12 protein-coding genes, 1 tRNA gene and 2 rRNA genes (1 of these 15 running past the window's edge) are annotated in these 17655 nt (G+C 58.1%); 9 read left to right on the forward strand and 6 right to left on the reverse strand.

Features of this window, described 5'->3' with window-relative positions; translation table 11 throughout:
* The 8 genes from ACXAGD_RS17730 to ACXAGD_RS17765 form a co-directional block, all read left to right on the forward strand.
* Window positions 1–1960, forward strand: a 23S ribosomal RNA gene (locus tag ACXAGD_RS17730) (it extends 867 nt beyond the left edge of the window).
* A 190-nt stretch (window positions 1961–2150) separates the two neighbouring features.
* A 5S ribosomal RNA gene (gene rrf, locus ACXAGD_RS17735) occupies window positions 2151–2265 on the forward strand.
* A gap of 50 nt (window positions 2266–2315) precedes the next feature.
* Window positions 2316–2392 (forward strand) — tRNA-Met (locus tag ACXAGD_RS17740).
* A 785-nt stretch (window positions 2393–3177) separates the two neighbouring features.
* Window positions 3178–5229, forward strand: a complete 2052-nt coding sequence (locus ACXAGD_RS17745; RefSeq protein WP_475212206.1) for a galactosyltransferase-related protein — start codon at window positions 3178–3180, stop codon at window positions 5227–5229.
* Window positions 5230–5303: 74 nt separating this feature from the next.
* Entirely contained in the window at window positions 5304–6152 is an 849-nt protein-coding gene (locus ACXAGD_RS17750; RefSeq protein ID WP_475212207.1) for a hypothetical protein, read from the forward strand.
* Between the two features lie 416 nt (window positions 6153–6568).
* Window positions 6569–7090, forward strand: a complete 522-nt coding sequence (locus ACXAGD_RS17755) for a hypothetical protein (RefSeq protein WP_475212208.1) — start codon at window positions 6569–6571, stop codon at window positions 7088–7090.
* Window positions 7091–7201: 111 nt separating this feature from the next.
* Complete coding sequence (locus ACXAGD_RS17760; RefSeq protein ID WP_475212209.1) at window positions 7202–7933, forward strand: metallophosphoesterase family protein; 732 nt, start codon at window positions 7202–7204, stop codon at window positions 7931–7933.
* Between the two features lie 128 nt (window positions 7934–8061).
* Window positions 8062–8331, forward strand: a complete 270-nt coding sequence (locus tag ACXAGD_RS17765) for a spike base protein, RCAP_Rcc01079 family (RefSeq protein ID WP_475212211.1) — start codon at window positions 8062–8064, stop codon at window positions 8329–8331.
* Between the two features lie 60 nt (window positions 8332–8391).
* On the opposite strand, the gene ACXAGD_RS17770 is transcribed toward ACXAGD_RS17765, so the two are convergent.
* The 4 genes from ACXAGD_RS17770 to ACXAGD_RS17785 are packed head-to-tail and all read right to left on the reverse strand — an operon-like array spanning window position 8392 to window position 13707.
* Entirely contained in the window at window positions 8392–9558 is a 1167-nt protein-coding gene (locus ACXAGD_RS17770) for a nucleotide sugar dehydrogenase (protein ID WP_475212213.1), read from the reverse strand.
* Between the two features lie 57 nt (window positions 9559–9615).
* Window positions 9616–10995 (reverse strand): polysaccharide biosynthesis/export family protein, encoded by a 1380-nt coding sequence (locus tag ACXAGD_RS17775; protein WP_475212215.1) that lies wholly within the window; start codon window positions 10993–10995, stop codon window positions 9616–9618.
* A 25-nt stretch (window positions 10996–11020) separates the two neighbouring features.
* Complete coding sequence (locus ACXAGD_RS17780) at window positions 11021–11674, reverse strand: YjbF family lipoprotein (protein ID WP_475212217.1); 654 nt, start codon at window positions 11672–11674, stop codon at window positions 11021–11023.
* Window positions 11671–13707 (reverse strand): YjbH domain-containing protein, encoded by a 2037-nt coding sequence (locus ACXAGD_RS17785; protein ID WP_475212219.1) that lies wholly within the window; start codon window positions 13705–13707, stop codon window positions 11671–11673. Before ACXAGD_RS17785 ends, ACXAGD_RS17780 begins: the two co-directional genes overlap by 4 nt.
* A gap of 377 nt (window positions 13708–14084) precedes the next feature.
* On the opposite strand from ACXAGD_RS17785, the gene ACXAGD_RS17790 reads away from it, so the two are divergent.
* Window positions 14085–14366, forward strand: coding sequence for a hypothetical protein (locus ACXAGD_RS17790; RefSeq protein ID WP_475212221.1), 282 nt, complete (start codon window positions 14085–14087; stop codon window positions 14364–14366).
* A gap of 65 nt (window positions 14367–14431) precedes the next feature.
* Here ACXAGD_RS17790 and ACXAGD_RS17795 read toward each other — a convergent pair whose 3' ends face one another.
* Window positions 14432–16567: a GumC family protein gene (locus ACXAGD_RS17795; RefSeq protein ID WP_475212223.1), complete on the reverse strand. Its 2136-nt coding sequence runs from the start codon at window positions 16565–16567 to the stop codon at window positions 14432–14434.
* 96 nt (window positions 16568–16663) lie between these two features.
* Entirely contained in the window at window positions 16664–17350 is a 687-nt protein-coding gene (locus ACXAGD_RS17800) for a sugar transferase (protein ID WP_475212225.1), read from the reverse strand.
* Window positions 17351–17655 lie beyond the last annotated feature (305 nt).

Raw genomic sequence — 17655 nt, forward strand, 5'->3', positions numbered from 1 at the left:
AATACCCCGGGGGGTAGAGCACTGGATGGGTAATGGGGCCCCACAGGCTTACTGATCCTAACCAAACTCCGAATACCCGGGAGTACTAGATGGCAGACACACTGCGGATGCTAACGTCCGTAGTGGAGAGGGAAACAACCCTGACCTACAGCTAAGGCCCCCAATTCATGGCTAAGTGGGAAAGCAGGTGGGACGACCAAAACAACCAGGAGGTTGGCTTAGAAGCAGCCATCCTTTAAAGATAGCGTAACAGCTCACTGGTCTAAATAAGTTGTCCTGCGGCGAAGATGTAACGGGGCTCAAGCCATGAGCCGAAGCTTAGGATGCCGTAAGGCATGGTAGCAGAGCGTAGTGTGACATAGTCTCATTCCTCCTTCACGTCTTCGGACGTATTGGAGGAGAGAGGCTTTCGATGAAGCCGGCCTGTGAGGGATCCGGTGGAGAGATCACTAGTGAGAATGATGACATGAGTAGCGACAAAGAGTGTGAGAGACACTCTCGCCGAAAGTCCAAGGGTTCCTGCTTAAAGCTAATCTGAGCAGGGTAAGCCGGCCCCTAAGCCGAGGCCGAAAGGCGTAGGCGATGGGAACTAGGTTAATATTCCTAGGCCAGGAGGATGTGACGGATCACAGGTGTAGTTCAATCTTATCGGATTGATTGGGCTGCTGAGTGGTTCCTGGAAATAGCCCTCCATCAGACCGTACCCTAAACCGACACAGGTGGACTGGTAGAGCATACCAAGGCGCTTGAGAGAACGATGTTGAAGGAACTCGGCAAAATACCTCCGTAAGTTCGCGAGAAGGAGGCCCGGTTCCTAGGCAACTAGGGGCTGGGGGCACAAACCAGGGGGTGGCGACTGTTTATTAAAAACACAGGGCTCTGCGAAGTCGCAAGACGACGTATAGGGTCTGACGCCTGCCCGGTGCCTGAAGGTTAAAAGGAGAGGTGAGAGCCTTGAATTGAAGCCCAGGTAAACGGCGGCCGTAACTATAACGGTCCTAAGGTAGCGAAATTCCTTGTCGGGTAAGTTCCGACCTGCACGAATGGCGTAACGACTTCCCCGCTGTCTCCAACATCGACTCAGCGAAATTGAATTGCCTGTCAAGATGCAGGCTTCCCGCGGTTAGACGGAAAGACCCCGTGCACCTTTACTACAGCTTCGCACTGGCATCAGGATTGTGATGTGCAGGATAGGTGGTAGGCTTTGAAACCGTGACGCCAGTCGCGGTGGAGCCTCCCTTGAGATACCACCCTTCGCACTCTTGATGTCTAACCGCGGTCCGTTATCCGGATCCGGGACCCTGCGTGGCGGGTAGTTTGACTGGGGCGGTCGCCTCCTAAAGCGTAACGGAGGCGCGCGAAGGTTGGCTCAGAGCGGTCGGAAATCGCTCGTTGAGTGCAATGGCAGAAGCCAGCCTGACTGCGAGACTGACAAGTCGAGCAGAGTCGAAAGACGGCCATAGTGATCCGGTGGTCCCGAGTGGAAGGGCCATCGCTCAACGGATAAAAGGTACGCCGGGGATAACAGGCTGATACTGCCCAAGAGTCCATATCGACGGCAGTGTTTGGCACCTCGATGTCGGCTCATCTCATCCTGGGGCTGGAGCAGGTCCCAAGGGTACGGCTGTTCGCCGTTTAAAGAGGTACGTGAGCTGGGTTTAGAACGTCGTGAGACAGTTCGGTCCCTATCTGCCGTGGGTGTAGGAGACTTGAGAGGAGTTGCCCCTAGTACGAGAGGACCGGGGTGAACGATCCACTGGTGGACCAGTTGTCGTGCCAACGGCAGTGCTGGGTAGCTATGATCGGACAGGATAACCGCTGAAGGCATCTAAGCGGGAAGCCCCCCTCAAAACAAGGTCTCCCTGAGGGCCGTGGAAGACCACCACGTCAATAGGCCGGAGATGTAAGCGCAGTAATGCGTTCAGTTGACCGGTACTAATCGCCCGATAGGCTTGATTTGATCCAGTAACAGAAAGACAAATCACCAAAAGCATACACTGACCTTGACTAAGGATAGCGTCGCAGCACCTAGCCGCGATGTTGATTGAGACAACAACCGTGCGGCAACGCGCCTTTATCTGCGATAAAGACGCTGCCTGCCGCGCGTCGCGCTTTTGCTCCGCAAAAGTCGCGACGGGGATTTTCCTCGGTTTGGTGGTCATAGCGCAAGTGAAACACCCGGTCCCATCCCGAACCCGGAAGTTAAGCACTGCCGCGCCAATGGTACTTGGGCTTAAGCCCCGGGAGAGTAGGTCACCGCCAAACCTAGAAAAATCCCCATCTCTCTAAAACGATATCACACTTTCCGACCCTGACGCGGGATGGAGCAGCCCGGTAGCTCGTCAGGCTCATAACCTGAAGGTCGTAGGTTCAAATCCTACTCCCGCAACCAATCTTACAGGTCGGAAATCAAACACTTAGCCTCGCATCACGCGGGGCTTTTTGCTTTGTGCCATCCCCAAGGAAAACACTGTGGAAGCAAGCCGATGGCGCCCCCGAACCTTGTCTCGGAACGTGTGGGGCATTCAGCAATATCCTGCCGTTTTATGTCGACAACTTTGAAGCTGCCAATGGCTGGATCGACGAACAGGTCGATTGCTCCTCAATAGGCGATACCGCGCATCATAGGTCTCAGCCTCGAAGGGCGTAGCCATTTGCTGAGTTGATGGCAGCTCTTGTCTCGGCCCTTACGATTCGTGGGGTGAGAGGTTTCAACGCATGCACTAAGTTTCCCGGCAATACATTTTGTCTAAACATTTTTGCTAAGGTCAAAGGGCTGACAACTGAGTTTGGACGCGTGTGACTTCTGCTCGATATCCTGCTGTTCTCAACGAGGCCCTGATGCTTGATCCTTAGGGACGTAAACTTGGGACACCGATGTCTTCATCCGGTGCCCAACGCGACTACGCGAGAACGGTCGCGATGGGGTTCTGTCTTTGTGCATACGTAACGATCACCCATTTGGTGCCTTAGTGAGAATCAGGCGTATCGCCGCTTATTGACGTAGAGTCACTGGGACCAACTTCAAAACTAATTATCATTGGAGATTGACACGCATGACCAAACAGGTACTCGGTGCCAAAGCTATTTTTGAATACAATCTAGGATGGTAAGTCGCGCGCAACACTTAAGCAATTAACGTGACGCAGCTTATCAAGATGTCGAACTGGGAAAGAAATGCAATCTTCAAAGGACATAGTTGCAAGCCTCTGCGATGCGATTTCATCGAACGACGAATCCAGCATAGCTCAAGCTGTCGATACGTTTCGCAGTATGATCAGAACGCAGCTTTCGGTTCGCAACGCAAAATCTTCTTCAGTTGTGGCGTCTATCTACGGTGACATCCTGAAGCGCCCCGAGCTTTGGCAGGGCCTGCCAAAATACGAAGAGGCCGGCGAGGAATTTCAACCGGTCGCCAAGATCGAAGCGGGCTATTCCCTTGTCACCTGCTGCATGAACAGGAACGATCATCTGCTGCAAACACTGCCAACATGGCTCGTGCACCAGAGTATCGACGAGATTGTCATCGTGGACTGGAGTTCTGAAATTCCGGTGGCGGTTAGCCTTGAACAGGCCGGGATTCACGACCCGCGCATCCGCGTTCTACGTGTCGAAGACGAAGGATCCTGGGTACTTTCACACGCCTATAATATTGGCTTCCGCGCAACGACTAAAGACAAGATCGTCAAGGTCGACAGTGACATCATCCTCGATGCAGAGTTCTTTACCCGCAACGACATGGGTGTCGGAAAGCTGACCGCAGGTAACTGGCGGCAGGCAGACTCGGGTCAAACCCACGTTAACGGTTTCTTCGTGGTCGGGCGCAAGGATCTGCTTGCCGTGAACGGGTTCAACGAACGGATCGTGACTTATGGTTGGGATGACGATGATCTGTATGACCGCCTGACTGATTCAGGTGTAAAAAGAGTAGATGTCGATCCCGAAACCATTCGCCATATCGACCACTCAGACACACGGCGGCTCGACCGCCCCAAAATCAAACCGGTGACTGGCTGGGATGAGGTTCAGGCCTTCCCGCAGTTTTGGATCTCGCTGAACAGGCAGACTGCGATGTCTTCTGCACCTTGGGACAGCAGTAGCCCAATGGCCAGCTTTCGGATTTTGGGAGAATCCAAAGGCGTTATGCGGTTCCGGCGGAGCCACCCGTTTGGTGTGGATACAAACCTGATCGGGACGCGGCTGGAGCGGGCCGAAGCCGCGGTTAGTGCGATACAGGATGTTTTCAAAGGCGTTAAGGTTACGGCATCTCGCGAGGCCGTGGACTATGCCCTGATGACCCGCTCGCTTAAGGATGCGATTGCGGTGATCGGTACCAGGCCACTTCAATCCATTGAGGAAAATGACGAAGTTACGGCTCCGATCGGACTCAGCCAAAACAAGCCGAAACTCATCGTCGACGCTCAACATGGTTTGGGCAATCGCCTGCGCGCAATTGCGTCGGGCGCAGCCTTTGCACAAGTCAATGACCGAGAGCTCATTATCCGCTGGGTGCCGGATGAACACTGTGATTGCAGCTTTGCGGCGTTGTTCGATTTTGATGGCACCGTCGAGGATACCAGCGACACAAACCCAGAAAATGTCTTGGAAGTCGACTTGATGAGCAAGGCGTTCCGCGAGGCCTTTGACTCCGCCTCGTTGGTTCAGGCCAAGCGAGATATCGTCATCCAATCTGCTTACAGGTTCACTTTTGGCGGCCCCTATGATGATCTCGAAAGAAAGTTCCTGCGCGGTCTGAAGCCAAGTGCGGATGTGCAGGAAATGATCGATTCCGTCAGAAGCCCGAACGACATCGCTGTCCATGTTCGTATGAACGGCGGTGCCGCCACGGACCCGCATGGGGACGTTCCCGGTGACTGGTCCAAGTCGGAAGACGAAATTGCCCGTCGCGCCCGAAGCAGGTCGCATTACGGATTTTTCTTCAAGCGTATCGACCAATTGCTGAACACGTCTCCAAACGCGACGATTTTTCTGGCGTCGGACAACTCGGAATCCTATGGCGCATTTACCGCAAAGTACAACGATCGCGTGACCAGCCTGCCGCGGGCCGTGTATGACCGTTCAGAAGTGCAGCTTAAATACGCGCTTGCCGATGTGATACTGTTGTCCCGCGCGCCGCTATTGCTTGGCAGCAACTGGAGCTCATTTACTGAGATCGCCCATTCAATGTCTAAAGATCAGAAGCTGGAGATGTCAGGGCAGGACTTTTAATATAGGCCCAATCGTTCGGACATGAATCCAAGTCGAAATCCATACGTAATCAATCCGTCAGAGTGTAAATCTGTATGAATGACAGTGAAACAAGAAACCTAGCCGTTGAGAGTGTCGTTTCAGCGTGCAAGCAACCGGTAAGTGAAGTTATCGTTCTGGGCGGCCGGAATCACGCCGACTGGTGCGATGCATACAAGCTGCACGGTGTTGCGCAGGTTACCCATTCAACGGTCGGAAAACTCGCTCAGATCCCCAAGGCCACTGATGGTCTGCGTATTGTTCACGTCACAAAAGGGCTGCCCGCCGCCAGCCTGAGCGAAGCTGAGCGCAGTGTCAGCCTGATCACCGAGATCGCGGATATCGTGGTCTTCACACCGGTATCGGCGACTGAACAGGACGTTCAGGATTTGTTGATCGCCTGGCCCAGCTTTTGGGCGATGCTGTTTCTGGCTGAAGGCTTCATGCTGCGCGATGTCGTCCGCCCGGCAATCTGGAACAGTTTCTTTAGCGACTGGGAAACTCTCCAAAGCACGGTTGTTTTCTCCAACGTCAAATTGGGCGATGCTTGGGGTGACCAAGGCGGTGACAGTGCCGGCACGGTTATCGACTACGTGCACCCCGCGACACTTGAGGTGAATTTGAAACGCCTATTGGCACTGCAAACCAGTGCAATGCTGATGGAGAACTCAAACTCTGCGGCATCCCTAGATCCGAGTTCGCCGAATAGTCCGGCTCTGGGTATGGCGTCCAAAATCAGTATTGCGCTGCCCAAACGTTATTTAAAGAAAGACTATGAGACCAAGCTGTTTCAAGAACAGCGCAAATGGTGGAAAGTCGCGTTGAGCGCCCCCTGGAAGACATCATACTGGCGAGATCTCTGGCGCTTGCAGCGACGCACCAAGCGTCTGATGAAATCCAGTTAATCGCAAACGGCTTTCCCGGAAGGCCAAAACGAAGGGTCAGAGAGAGCCCGGGTTTCGCGCTGTTTCATTGACTTAAGTTCGGTGGATTTGGACCAAAGCGCATTTTGCGCTATGGTGTTCTCATCAAGTTGAGTTTTCTACGAGTTTGGATCTCTGCGGGCCTTTGTGCACGAGCAGATATGCGGGTCGAGGTATAGACCGCTTTCATCAAACCCGACGGCTACCCAATCACTGAAATGATCCTGTGGACACCTTTCCACAGGTCCGGTTGCGTACGTGTTGGAAGGGAAAAGTTTACGTAAAAACTCTAATAAAACGTTGATTTAAGGCCAAGTTTCGCCACAGGCGGCACACAGGCGAGGCATCGCAGCCCTCTAGTCCTGATCCAGACCAATTCTGGAGCTGGAGTTACGATCATGCCGAGCCTGTTCGACTGTTTTGCCATTGCACCGCCACGTGCCGGAAAGTCCTCCACCCGTGCTGCTGCCCGGGTATTCACTGCCGTGTTGGCCGTTGCCACGTTGATACCCGCCGTCAATGCGCCGTCGCGCGCTGAGGCACAGCAGCCATTTGTCGTGGGCAGCGACCGCGGCGGATATTTGCATGACCGTCTGGCCGAGTTGGAGAACCTTCAGCGCAACGGTATCCAGGTCGAAATACGCGGGCGCATTTGCTATTCTACATGCACGATGTTTCTGGGACTGCCCGGAACCTGTGTCGATCCCGATACAACCTTTGGATTCCATGGCCCCTCTCGGAGCGGACGCAGACTTGCGCCCGAGGATTTCGACTATTTCAGCGAGGTCATGGCCGCCTATTATCCGGAACCGCTGAAGTCCTGGTTCATGGACACGGCGCGCAACCGCATAAACGGCGTTCATAAGGTCAAAGGCCGCGAACTCATACGCATGGGTGTGCCGGCCTGCCGATCTGCCTGAGCACGGGGTTGCCCACGGTTCAGCGCGCAGGTATCACCTCCGGATCAAAAGCTAGCTGGGATGCCCTTCAAGGGTCCTGTCGCAGTCAACCAGTCAGGAGGCCGCCGCATCGTGCTGACATCGCTTCTCAAACGGTTCGGAGGGCGTGGTAATTTTTTGCCACCCAATCCCGAGGTTCCGTTTTGCGCGATCGGCGATGTGCATGGCTGCATTGCTCAACTGGAGAAACTTCTGTCCGAGGTGCCGGATGGTCATCGGATCATACTGGTCGGCGACTATGTTGATCGCGGCGAACACAGCGCTGAGGTTTTGCGCCTGATCAGCTCCCGCTCGGACCTGACTTGCCTGATGGGCAATCACGAAGAGATGCTGTTGCGATTCTTGAAGGATCCCAAAAGTCAGGGTCCACGCTGGCTGCGCTACGGCGGCCTGCAGACCCTGGCCTCATTTGGTGTGCGTGGGGCTCGGTCCGAAATGAGCGGCGACGAATTGACGGACTGTCGCGACCGTCTGCAAGAGGTCATGGGCACGGCGCTATGCCAGTGGATTTCGGAACTGCCGACCTGGGACATGTCGGGCAATGTGCTGGTTGTCCATGCAGGTGCTGATCCTGAAGCACCGCCTGATGCGCAATCGGATAAGACGCTGATCTGGGGGCACCCGTCGTTTCAGACCTCGGTCAGGCGCGATGGTGTCTGGGTCGTGCATGGGCACACGATCGTCAGCACTGCCAGTGCGCGGCAGGGGCGCATTTCCATTGATACGGGCGCTTTTGCGACTGGCGTGCTGAGCGCGGTTTGTCTGGACGGGACCGAACCCAGGTTTCTGACGGCGCGCCCTTAAGCCTCTGCGCGAAAGCGGGAAGCAGGGACCTTTAGGTGTCAGGCCGTGCAACGCCCGATGGGCTTTTATCTCGTTAAGTGGTTTTGGCTAGCGTTCCGCTGATTGACACAAAGAACGAGACCCGATCCATGACGACCAACCCGTTTACAAACCGTGTTTCCAGCCTGTCCGGCCCTGCGCGCGACATTGCCCCCGTGATCCCCTCTGACACCGCCGATCTGGCCGAGGCAGCAATCGGCCTGTACGTCGAGACGGGTGGTGCGGTGGTGATGACCACAATTCGCGGTGAAACACGCACCGTTCAGGTGACCGATTTTTCGATCCTGCCAGTCGGTGTTATGCGTGTTCATGCCACCGGCACGACGGCATCCGGTATCCATGCCCTTGCGCTAACCTGAGACAGAACCGGAACCTGCCGCGCATCGTTTGTGCGGCAGGTTGCTTTCTTTTGGATGCCTTTAGTCCGCGCCGAACAGATCGCGAGTAAAGACCTTGTCGCTGACGTCGCGTATCTCGTCCGACAACCGGTTGGCGACGATCAGGTCGGCTTGCTGCTTGAACGCCTCAAGATCGCGGACCACGGGCGAGTTGAAAAAGTGATCCTCGGTCAGGGCCGGTTCGTGAACGATGACCTGAATGCCCTTGGCCTTAATCCGTTTCATGATGCCCTGGACCGAGCTCTGGCGGAAATTGTCACTGCCTTCTTTCATCACCAGTCGGTAGATGCCCACAGTCTTTGGCCCTCGCATCAGAATTCGATCGCTGAGGAAATCCTTGCGGGTGCGGTTGGCATCGACGATGGCGCGGATCAGGTTCTGCGGCACATGGTTGTAATTGGCCAGCAGCTGCTTGGTGTCCTTGGGTAGGCAATAGCCGCCATATCCGAAGGACGGGTTGTTGTAATGTGCGCCAATCCGCGGGTCGAGGCTGACACCTTCGATGATCTGGCGCGGGTCCATGCTACCGGCCAGTGAATAGCTGTCCAACTCATTGAAAAAGGCCACCCGCATGGCGAGGTAGGTATTGGCGAACAGCTTGATCGCCTCGGCCTCGTCTGCATCGGTGAAAAGCACCGGCACGTCCTTTTCCACGGCCCCCTCCAGCAGCAGATCGGCAAAAACCTTTGCTCGGTCAGAACGCTCGCCAACAATGATCCGGCTGGGATGCAGGTTGTCGTACAGCGCCCGCCCCTCGCGCAGGAATTCCGGCGAGAAGATGACGTTTTCGGTGCCGAACCGTGCGCGGGCGTCAGAGACGAATCCCACGGGGATGGTGGATTTGATCACAATGACGGCGTCGGGGTTCACCTTCGTAACCTCAGCGATCACCGCATCAACTGAACTGGTGTCAAAGTAATTGCTGCGGGGGTCGTAATTGGTTGGCGTCGCCACAATGACGAAATCGGCCCCTGAATACGCGGCTTCAGGGTCAGTGGTAGCGGTCAGGTTGAGCGCCCGGTTGGACAGGAAATCGGTGATCTCAGCATCCTGAATCGGGCTCTGGCGCTTGTTAAGCAAGGCCACGCGGTCCTCTGACACGTCCATAGCCACAACTTCGTGGTTTTGTGCCAGCAGCACCGCGTTAGACAAGCCGACATAGCCGATACCCGCAATTGCGATTTTCATGGTTCAATTCCTTTTGCAAGCAGGGCCCCGGACAACGTCGAGGGGTCACTTAGATTGTTAATTCACGGCGGCGTTTATGGGGGTTGTAATGAGAGAAGGTGTTATTTGTGAGATCGTTCTGCCCCATTTTGTGACGGGGTTTTCGGCGATGAAGATGATGTCGTTGTTGCGCAGTTCGAACTGTGCGGCGAGGGTGAGGTGTGCGGCGTTGCGGGTGTCGAGGTGCCATGCGGTGACGGCGCCGAACTCGCGGGGGTCTTGGGCTGCGCGCAGGACGTAGACCTCGGAGGCGTCGCCGGTTTCCTTGGCGACACCGCCGCCGGTGTCGTAAAGCGCGTCGGCCAGGGTGGCGGAGTGGTTGAAGGGCAGGGCATAGCGGCCCTGGGTGCGGACCTCGCCTGAGAGATAGACGTAGTCGCGGTCGATGGCGTCCAGTTCGATGGACTGGACGAAGTTGTCGCGTCGCTCGGCCAGATCGGCGCGGAGCAGGTTGACGGCGACGTTCAGCTCTTGCAGGGCGGTCTGGCGACCTTCCAGCACGGTCTCGCGCAGGGCGATCTGCTGGGCGAAGTAGCGCTCGGCGCGGTCGAGGTCATAGTCGGTATCAACAAAGACCGAGTCATTGGCGATCAGGTTGAGGTTCTGCAGCTCGGTGCGGGAATAGAGGTCTTCCAGCGGGATTTGATAGACATTGCCGTCGCGGTAGATGCGCACCGAAGAATTGTCGATATCGCTGACCGAGACCGAGCCCGCGGCGGACAATGCCTCGCCCAGGGTCAGCTGGGTCAGGGTGATGGGCTGCACGCCGGGTTGGCCGACGGCGCCGCCGACCGAGACGCGGCGGGAATTGAACTCGGCAATTTCCAGGCTGAATGTGGGGTCGATCTGGTTTTCCACCAGGCGCTGGAACAGCAGCGCCTCGGCCTCGTCCACGGTCAGGCCGACCAGACGCACGCGGCCGACATCGGGGATGTTGATCGAGCCGTCATCCTGCACGGTATAGCCGTTGCGGCTGTTCTGCGCGGCCAGGAGGCCCGACAGCTCTCCGGCGGTGCCTTGGGTCGAGGGCGTGGACAGCACCAGCACGTCACCGATGCCGATGGTATAGGGGCCGGGATTGACCTGTGGCGGCGGATCCAGCTGCAGCCCCGCGCGCGATCCGTCCTGGGTCGAGGGGGCCTCGGGCAGGGGGCCGGTGCCGCGCAGGCTGCTGGACGAGCCCGATCCCGCCGACAGTGCAAAGACCGAGGGCAGGGTTTTGGGCGAATAGGGTGAACGGTTGGCAACCAGCACGGTCTCGGGCGTCACCGGCACGACGCGGACCTTGCCGGCATCCGACACCCCTGCGGTCACCGAGGGGCTGCGATAGATGGTCGAGCATCCGGCAATCAGGCCGCTCAGGGCCAGCGCACCAAGGAGAAGGGAAGTATGACGCACGAGCTGTCCTCCGCTGTTCAAAACCTTAACTATCATCGGGCACCCGTTTTATGAACATGTTGCCCAGGAAATCGCCGGTCCATTGCGAGGACTGGACGATGCGGCCGGTACCGGTCTGCACCCAGTAAATGTTGGTGAACTGCTGGGCCACCCCATAACAGTCTTCCTGCTGTTTCTGCGTGGCGACAGGGGTGCCCTGCACAATCACCGTGTCCGCGCCCTGTGGGGTAATCTGGCATTTATAGGCGTGCAGTTCGATCTCGTCATCGCCGTTGAGAAAGCTGTGGAACCGTTCGGCGTGGCCCGCACTGCCGGTCCGCACCAGCGCTGCGCTCTGGCGGACATCCGATGCGCTCATGCCGCCGCCAAAGCCGATGGCCGAGGTCAGCAGGCCCTGTTCCAGCGTGATGGTGGCGCCATCCGCGGTCAGCCAGGTTTGAACCCCGGCGCGTTCGGTCTCCAGCAGCATGACACCGGCCAGATCGCGGCTGGGAAAACCAACCTCGAGCCGGGGCGGGATCGGGCGGCGCGCGGCCAGCGCCTCGGCGCGCGGGTGGAACCGGGGCGTGTCGGGAAGCAGCGTGCCCTTCAGCAGATCGGCATCGTCCCGCGCTTCGCCGCAGGAGATCAGCATCAGGGCCAGCAGGGCCAACGTTGCAGGGTGTCGCAGGGCATTCATCGCCAGAACCTCCCCCAGCCGCGGGACAGGTCCTGGGCGCGGGCCTCGCGGGTGACGCCGTACAACCGGTTGCGCACGTTCAACCGGGCGCCGCCATCGCGCAGGACGGGGCGGATGGTCTGGGCGATCTTGTTGCGTGACGGGCGCCCGGTGATCCACGAGATGGGAACCTCGATCCGGATGCCCTTGTCGAACGAGCCTTCGCCGAACTCTTCGGAGCTGACATTGGTTAGGGTAAAGAAGGCGCCGACCTTGAAGCCGTTGTTGAACTCGCGGTCCAGGGTGAAGGTGGCGCCATAGTCGCCGGCCAGATAGCGCCCGACATCGACCTGCGCGTGATAGTCACCGGGCAAGTCGTAATAGGCCGACGCATGGCCGGTGGCGACCGAGTAATCCTGAAAGCCGAACAGCACGTCAAAGTCGCGTTGGGCCACGTAATTGGCCTCGATCCCCAGGGCCAGGCGGCTGTCGGCGGGATACCATAGCAGCTCGGTCGACAGCCCGCCGAACATGGTCTCGAGATAGCCCAGTGTGGTGCGGGCATAGAGGTTGGTGCCCGGCCGCCACAGGTACTCGGCGGTCATATGCTCGACCCGCAGGTTGGATTCGCGGGCATAGATGTTCCAGTCCGAGCGCACGCGCGGCAGGGTCGAATCCGATGGGCGGGTGCTGTCATCCAGCGTGCTGAGGATCGGCTGGCGCAGCTCGGTCGACAGGGTCAGCCCGGGCACCAGCGTGTAATCCAGCCCCAGCACCGCCCCCAGCTCATACCGCAGCGGATCGTCGGGGTCGAAGAACGAGAAGTTCAGATAGGGCCCGAACCGGTAGGAAAAATGCGGATAGGCATCGCTGAGGATGCCGCCCTGCACCAGCGGGATCGTGTCCGAGATCTGGGCCCGGGCAAAGCTGCGCCAGGCATTGTCGGGATCGTGCTCCAGCTCGTAAAGATCGTCGCGGTTGATCCGCACCGCGCTGAGCGGCACGCCGTCCGACATCAGCGCGATGTCGAAATGTTCGGCCTGCGGCGGTTCTTCGTTGGCCAGCACGCGGGCGGTGCGCCCCAGCGCCTGGGCGGCCTGGCCATAGCGGTTGTTCTCGACCCCGACCTGGACGGTGTCACCAGTGTCGGACAGATAGACCAGCCGCAGCCCTTCCTGGTCCAGCGCGGCCTGCATTCGGTCGCGGATGTCGCCGGGGCTGCTGTCTGCGGTGGCGGCGGCGATCTGGGCTTCGGGCCGCAGCGGCGGCGGCGCGGCGCCCTGCCCGCCGGGGGTCACCGCTTTGCGCGGGTCGATGAAATAACTGAAGGTCAGCCCCAGCGTGGTGCCATACAGATAGGATGTGGTCAGCTGGGCGCCGTTCTTGAACCGGTACTGCACCCCGACATTGATCGGCGAGCGCACGTCGAACCCGATATTGTCGCGTTCGCGGGTGTAGAGATCGGGGGAATACTCGGCCATAAAGGTCAGCCGGTCGTTATATTGCCAGCTGGCGCCGCCGAACAGGGCGGCGTCACCGCGAAACCAGTTGCCGAAATCCAGCTGACCCGTGGTCGAGATCCCGCCTGCACCCGAGCCGGGCCGGGTGTCGAACCGCTCGCCGAAAATGCCCAGCGGGTTGGAAAAGGCCCCGCGCCCCGCCATCCGGCCCCAGCCGATGCCGCCGGTCAGCTTGAGCCGGTCGCGAAAGGTTTTGGTGGCCACGAAATACTCGGCCGCATAGATGCCGGTGCCGCCGAAATCGCGCAGCCCCATCACGATGGCCGGGCTGTGCTTGCTTTCCTCACGCAGCCGGAAATGCAGGTCGAAGCTGCGGTCGTAGCGGTCGCCATCGGCCCCGTCGAGCCCCTTGATATAGGCATAGCGGAAACTGCCATGCACCCAGGGCAGCATCTGGAAGGTCATCGTGCCCCGACCGGTGTCGCGCAGCCCTGCTGCGGTGAAGACCAGCATGCCGTCCTCGAACATCTCGGCGGTTGGAATCTCGAGCAGGCCGGGCGTGCCATAGGTCGATACCGATTGCGCCTGCGCCATGCCGGTGGCAACCGCGCATAGCGCTGCAATCAGGCCTTTCCGCCTTGCTGATACCGCTCGAATCTTCACGTCAGATTATCACTTTTTTATACGGCGCCTGATTAACCGGTTTTGCCTGTGGCGTCTTGTGTCAATTCGCCGTTGGGGGGTTTCCTGCAGGGTTGTGACTGATCTGCAAGTTAACCGGGCGGTTGCCTGATTTTTGGGCATGACGCTGACTCTGCACGGTGGTGGCAGCGCTTTAGACAGGCCCCGCGGCAAGCCGCTGAAAAGCAGGGCTTTCCCGCCAAATCCGGGCACTTTTTTGCGGATGCGGCATTCTCAGGTTCGGCCAGCTGTGATAGCCTTCGCCCAAGACTTGTTTTAGGAGATTCAAAATGATCAGAACAACACTCCTGATTGTGGCGCTTTCAGCCACCAGCGCCTATGCACAGGACACGTCCGGAGCGGCGGCAACCGCCCAGACAGCTCAGACCGGCGCAACCGCAAGCGCAGGTGGTGCAACCGCCACCGCCGGCGGCGCAGCAGCCGCAGCCGGCGTCACCGGCTTCGTCCCGCTCGTCGCCCCCGCACTCGGCGCAGTCGCGGCCGCCGTCGGCCTCGCAGCCGCAGGCGGCGGTGGCTCAACCAACAGCACAACAACCACAGGCACAAACTAACAAAAAAACAAAAAAAACGGCGCGCAAATAATGCGCGCCGTTTAAGCAATGAAACAAATAGGTATTCAGTTGTTGTAGTACTTATTGGCGTAGTTGCCGTAAGAGTAGCCGTAGTGCCGGGCACTGCGCACATTGATCTGCCCCAGCACAAGACCTGTCAGGCGCTGATTGTCGGTGTGGAACAGCCGCAAGGTTTCTGCAAGGTCCTGCTCGGACGTGTCGTTCCATTTTACGGTCAGCAGCACCGCATCTGCGTTACGTGCGATCAGACGCGCGTCAGACACCAACAGGGTCGGCGGCGTGTCGATCAGGATGACGTCATACTGTTGGCGCATCTCTTCCAGGAACAGCCGGAACCGTTCCGATGCAAACAGGTCTGCCGCATTGGCCGAGGTCTTCTCGCCAGCCAGAATGTCACAACCCAGCAGTGGATCCTGAAAAATGACGTCCTGAGCGATAGCGTCCCCGGACAGAACCGAGACGATCCCTTTCTTTGGTGCACCTTGCAATTGCGCCGTCATGGTCAGACGTCGAATATCGCCTTCGACCAGCAAAACCTTTTTGCCAATCCCGACAAAGTTCTGCGCCAGCGCCAGTGCGTTCGTAGTCTTGCCTTCCCCTGGCAGCGACGAGGTAATCACCACGACCTGCGGCGGGCGATCCACGTTGGACAACATCAGCGAGGTACGCAGATTGCGCACTGCCTCAGCCGTGGCGGAAGAGGGCTTTTCGGCGAGATACTCTAGCACTTTACGGCGTCCACGCGCCGGAAAGACCGGAATCTGACCAAGAACGCTGTAGCCTGTCTTGCGTTCCAGCTCTTGCGCCGAACGGTAGCCTTTGCGCCGTGCCTCGATCAGCAACACGATGCCTGCACCCAGCAACAGGCCCAGAATGGCGGAAAGCGCGAGGATCAGAGATTTTTTCGGCTCGGAAGGGTTGCCCGGGATCACGGCGCGCGACAGTTGTCTGCTATCCGCTTTCTGGATGCCTTCCTGCGCCGAAGTCTCTTTCAAACGGGCCAGGAAATATTCGTAGAGCAGCCGAACAGCTTCGGCCTCACGGACCAGCTGTTGCAGCGTAATCAGATCCGCATTCTGCTGCGCGATCTTCTGGCCCAGCTCTTCGGATGAAAGGGTCAGGGCCTGAACCTGTTGCGTCGCCCGCTGGGCTTCGAGAGCCGTCCGTGCAATCAGACGCTGGAACGCGGTGTCAAAGGCGGCCTCGCCCGTATCGGACCCGTCGATCTGACCCAGCAGTCGCTGCAGTTGCGGATCCTGGCTGGCCTCGGCCTGGGCTGCGCGGGTGTCGGCGGCGTTCAAGGCGTCGTACCGGGTCTGTGCAGCAACGCGCGTGGCCTCGGCCGACTCACTGCGTTCGCGCAAGTCCTTCAGCTGCACTTCTTGCAATTGCAACGCCTCGGGAGAGATCAGCGCTGTCGACGAATTGAACTCGTTGACCTTTGCCTCGGCGGTTTCAAGATCAATCTGCAGCTCGGCCACGCGGTCGGTCAGCCATGCGGTTGCCTGCTCGGTGGCTTCGAATTTCACTTCGATCTGGTTCAGGACGTAAAGCTCGACAATCGTGTCTGCGATCAGAGCCGATTTGCGCGCTGATTCCGTCTCGGCCGTGACCTCGAACACCAAGCTTTGCGCCACGTTGCGCACCGACACCTTCTTGAGCAGGGCCGAGATCACATCGTCGCGTATCAACTGTTCCGCCAGTTCCTCCGAGACGGGCTCGAGGTCGGAGCCGACGCCCAACATGGATTTGATAAACTGCTTTGTTCCTTCAAGTGCAGAGACGGGGACCAGATCTTTGTTGAACTCCGGGTCCGAGACCAGTTCCAACTTGTCCACGACCTTTCCCATCAGGCCACGGGACCTGAGCACCTCAAGCTCGGAATTGACCTCGGCCGTGTCGCCGGCCAGTCCACCCACCACGCTTTGCAGGTCAACCACACTGGTCTGATCGGTCTCCAGCATGACCACGGCGGTGGATCTATAGACTGGGACAGCTGCAATAAAGGCGTAGAAGCCACCGATCAAAATGGCGAGGGTGGTGGTCAGGGCAATGATCCACTTGCCGCGCCACAATGTACCCGCCAATGCGGCCAGATCGACGACGTCACTCTCGGGCGTGTCGCTCGCCGGTGTCCGGTTCGAATTGAACGGCACATCATGTATCGGAGTTTGCTTCATACCAAATTTACATTCCAAAAAACCAGACACACGCGAAACGCGTGTGCCGCTGCTCTCTACACGGTCCAAAAGCAAGAATAAAGGTCTGTGCGGCCGTTACCGCCCGGTTCGGAGGAGTACTGCCGAGGCGGTCAGAGAGATGATCCTGATATCGTTGAGAAAGCTGCACCGGGTCAGATAGGCGACATCCAGCGCGACCCGTTCGGCATAGCTGATATCGTTGCGCCCCGAGACCTGCCACAGCCCGGTGATGCCCGGTTTTTGCGCCAAATAGGCCGAGGCGGAGCTGCCGTATTTGACCAGTTCGATGGCCACGACAGGGCGCGGGCCGACAAAGCTCATCTCGCCTTTCAGCACGTTCCAGATTTGTGGAAGTTCGTCCAGGCTGGTCTTGCGCAGGAAGTGTCCGAGACGGTTGATGCGCGGATCATCGGTTAGTTTGTGATCGCGTTCCCACTCGGCCGCGGCCTCGGGATGGGCGTCCAGATAAGCCTGCAGCCGCGTTTCTGCATCTACGACCATGCTGCGAATCTTCCAGCATTTGAATGGCTTGGCGTTTTGACCCACGCGGGTATGGCCGAAAAAGCCTGGACCGCCATCCAGACGCACAATGCACCACAGCACAGCGATGACCGGCGCAACAACGGGCAGCAGCAGAACGGCGAAGAGAATGTCAAAGGCGCGCTTTCCAAGACCCGAGTACAGGCCCGACGGCGCCCGCTGCGGTACCGGTTGTGCTGCTGGTTCGTTTTGTGAAACTGTAGAGGAGGTAAAATCCAACACCGTAAAAAAATCCTGACACCGTGAGAGAAACTGCTAACGCATCAAAGAAGCAATCAAACGGCGCTCCGGATAAACCCAAGCGGTAACGTATTTAAGATGAAAATTAAGTTTTTAGTAAAAAGCGCTCGCCAATTGCACATTTGTTGCGCAGTTGCATCATTTACCGGCGAGTGAAAAACAGCGGCTCAGTGTGAGACAACCAATAGTTGAGGCGCGCTGCTCGATTCCGACGGTCAAACTGTCCAAGAAGACAGTAAATTCTGGCGCAGAAGTCGTTCGCAAAACCGTGCAGGGCGTTAATTCAA

This window comes from Ruegeria sp. ABF4_144, from assembly GCF_056160045.1.

Bases quoted from the DNA above. Each gene is read 5' to 3' on its own strand.
- ACXAGD_RS17770 (WP_475212213.1), bottom strand. From the start codon at position 9,558: ATGAAAATCGCAATTGCGGGTATCGGCTATGTCGGCTTGTCTAACGCG.
- ACXAGD_RS17750 (WP_475212207.1), top strand. From the start codon at position 5,304: ATGAATGACAGTGAAACAAGAAACCTAGCCGTTGAGAGTGTCGTTTCA.
- ACXAGD_RS17790 (WP_475212221.1), top strand. From the start codon at position 14,085: ATGATCAGAACAACACTCCTGATTGTGGCGCTTTCAGCCACCAGCGCC.
- ACXAGD_RS17785 (WP_475212219.1), bottom strand. From the start codon at position 13,707: ATGGCGCAGGCGCAATCGGTATCGACCTATGGCACGCCCGGCCTGCTC.
- ACXAGD_RS17765 (WP_475212211.1), top strand. From the start codon at position 8,062: ATGACGACCAACCCGTTTACAAACCGTGTTTCCAGCCTGTCCGGCCCT.
- ACXAGD_RS17795 (WP_475212223.1), bottom strand. From the start codon at position 16,567: ATGAAGCAAACTCCGATACATGATGTGCCGTTCAATTCGAACCGGACA.
- ACXAGD_RS17780 (WP_475212217.1), bottom strand. From the start codon at position 11,674: ATGAATGCCCTGCGACACCCTGCAACGTTGGCCCTGCTGGCCCTGATG.
- ACXAGD_RS17755 (WP_475212208.1), top strand. From the start codon at position 6,569: ATGCCGAGCCTGTTCGACTGTTTTGCCATTGCACCGCCACGTGCCGGA.
- ACXAGD_RS17745 (WP_475212206.1), top strand. From the start codon at position 3,178: ATGCAATCTTCAAAGGACATAGTTGCAAGCCTCTGCGATGCGATTTCA.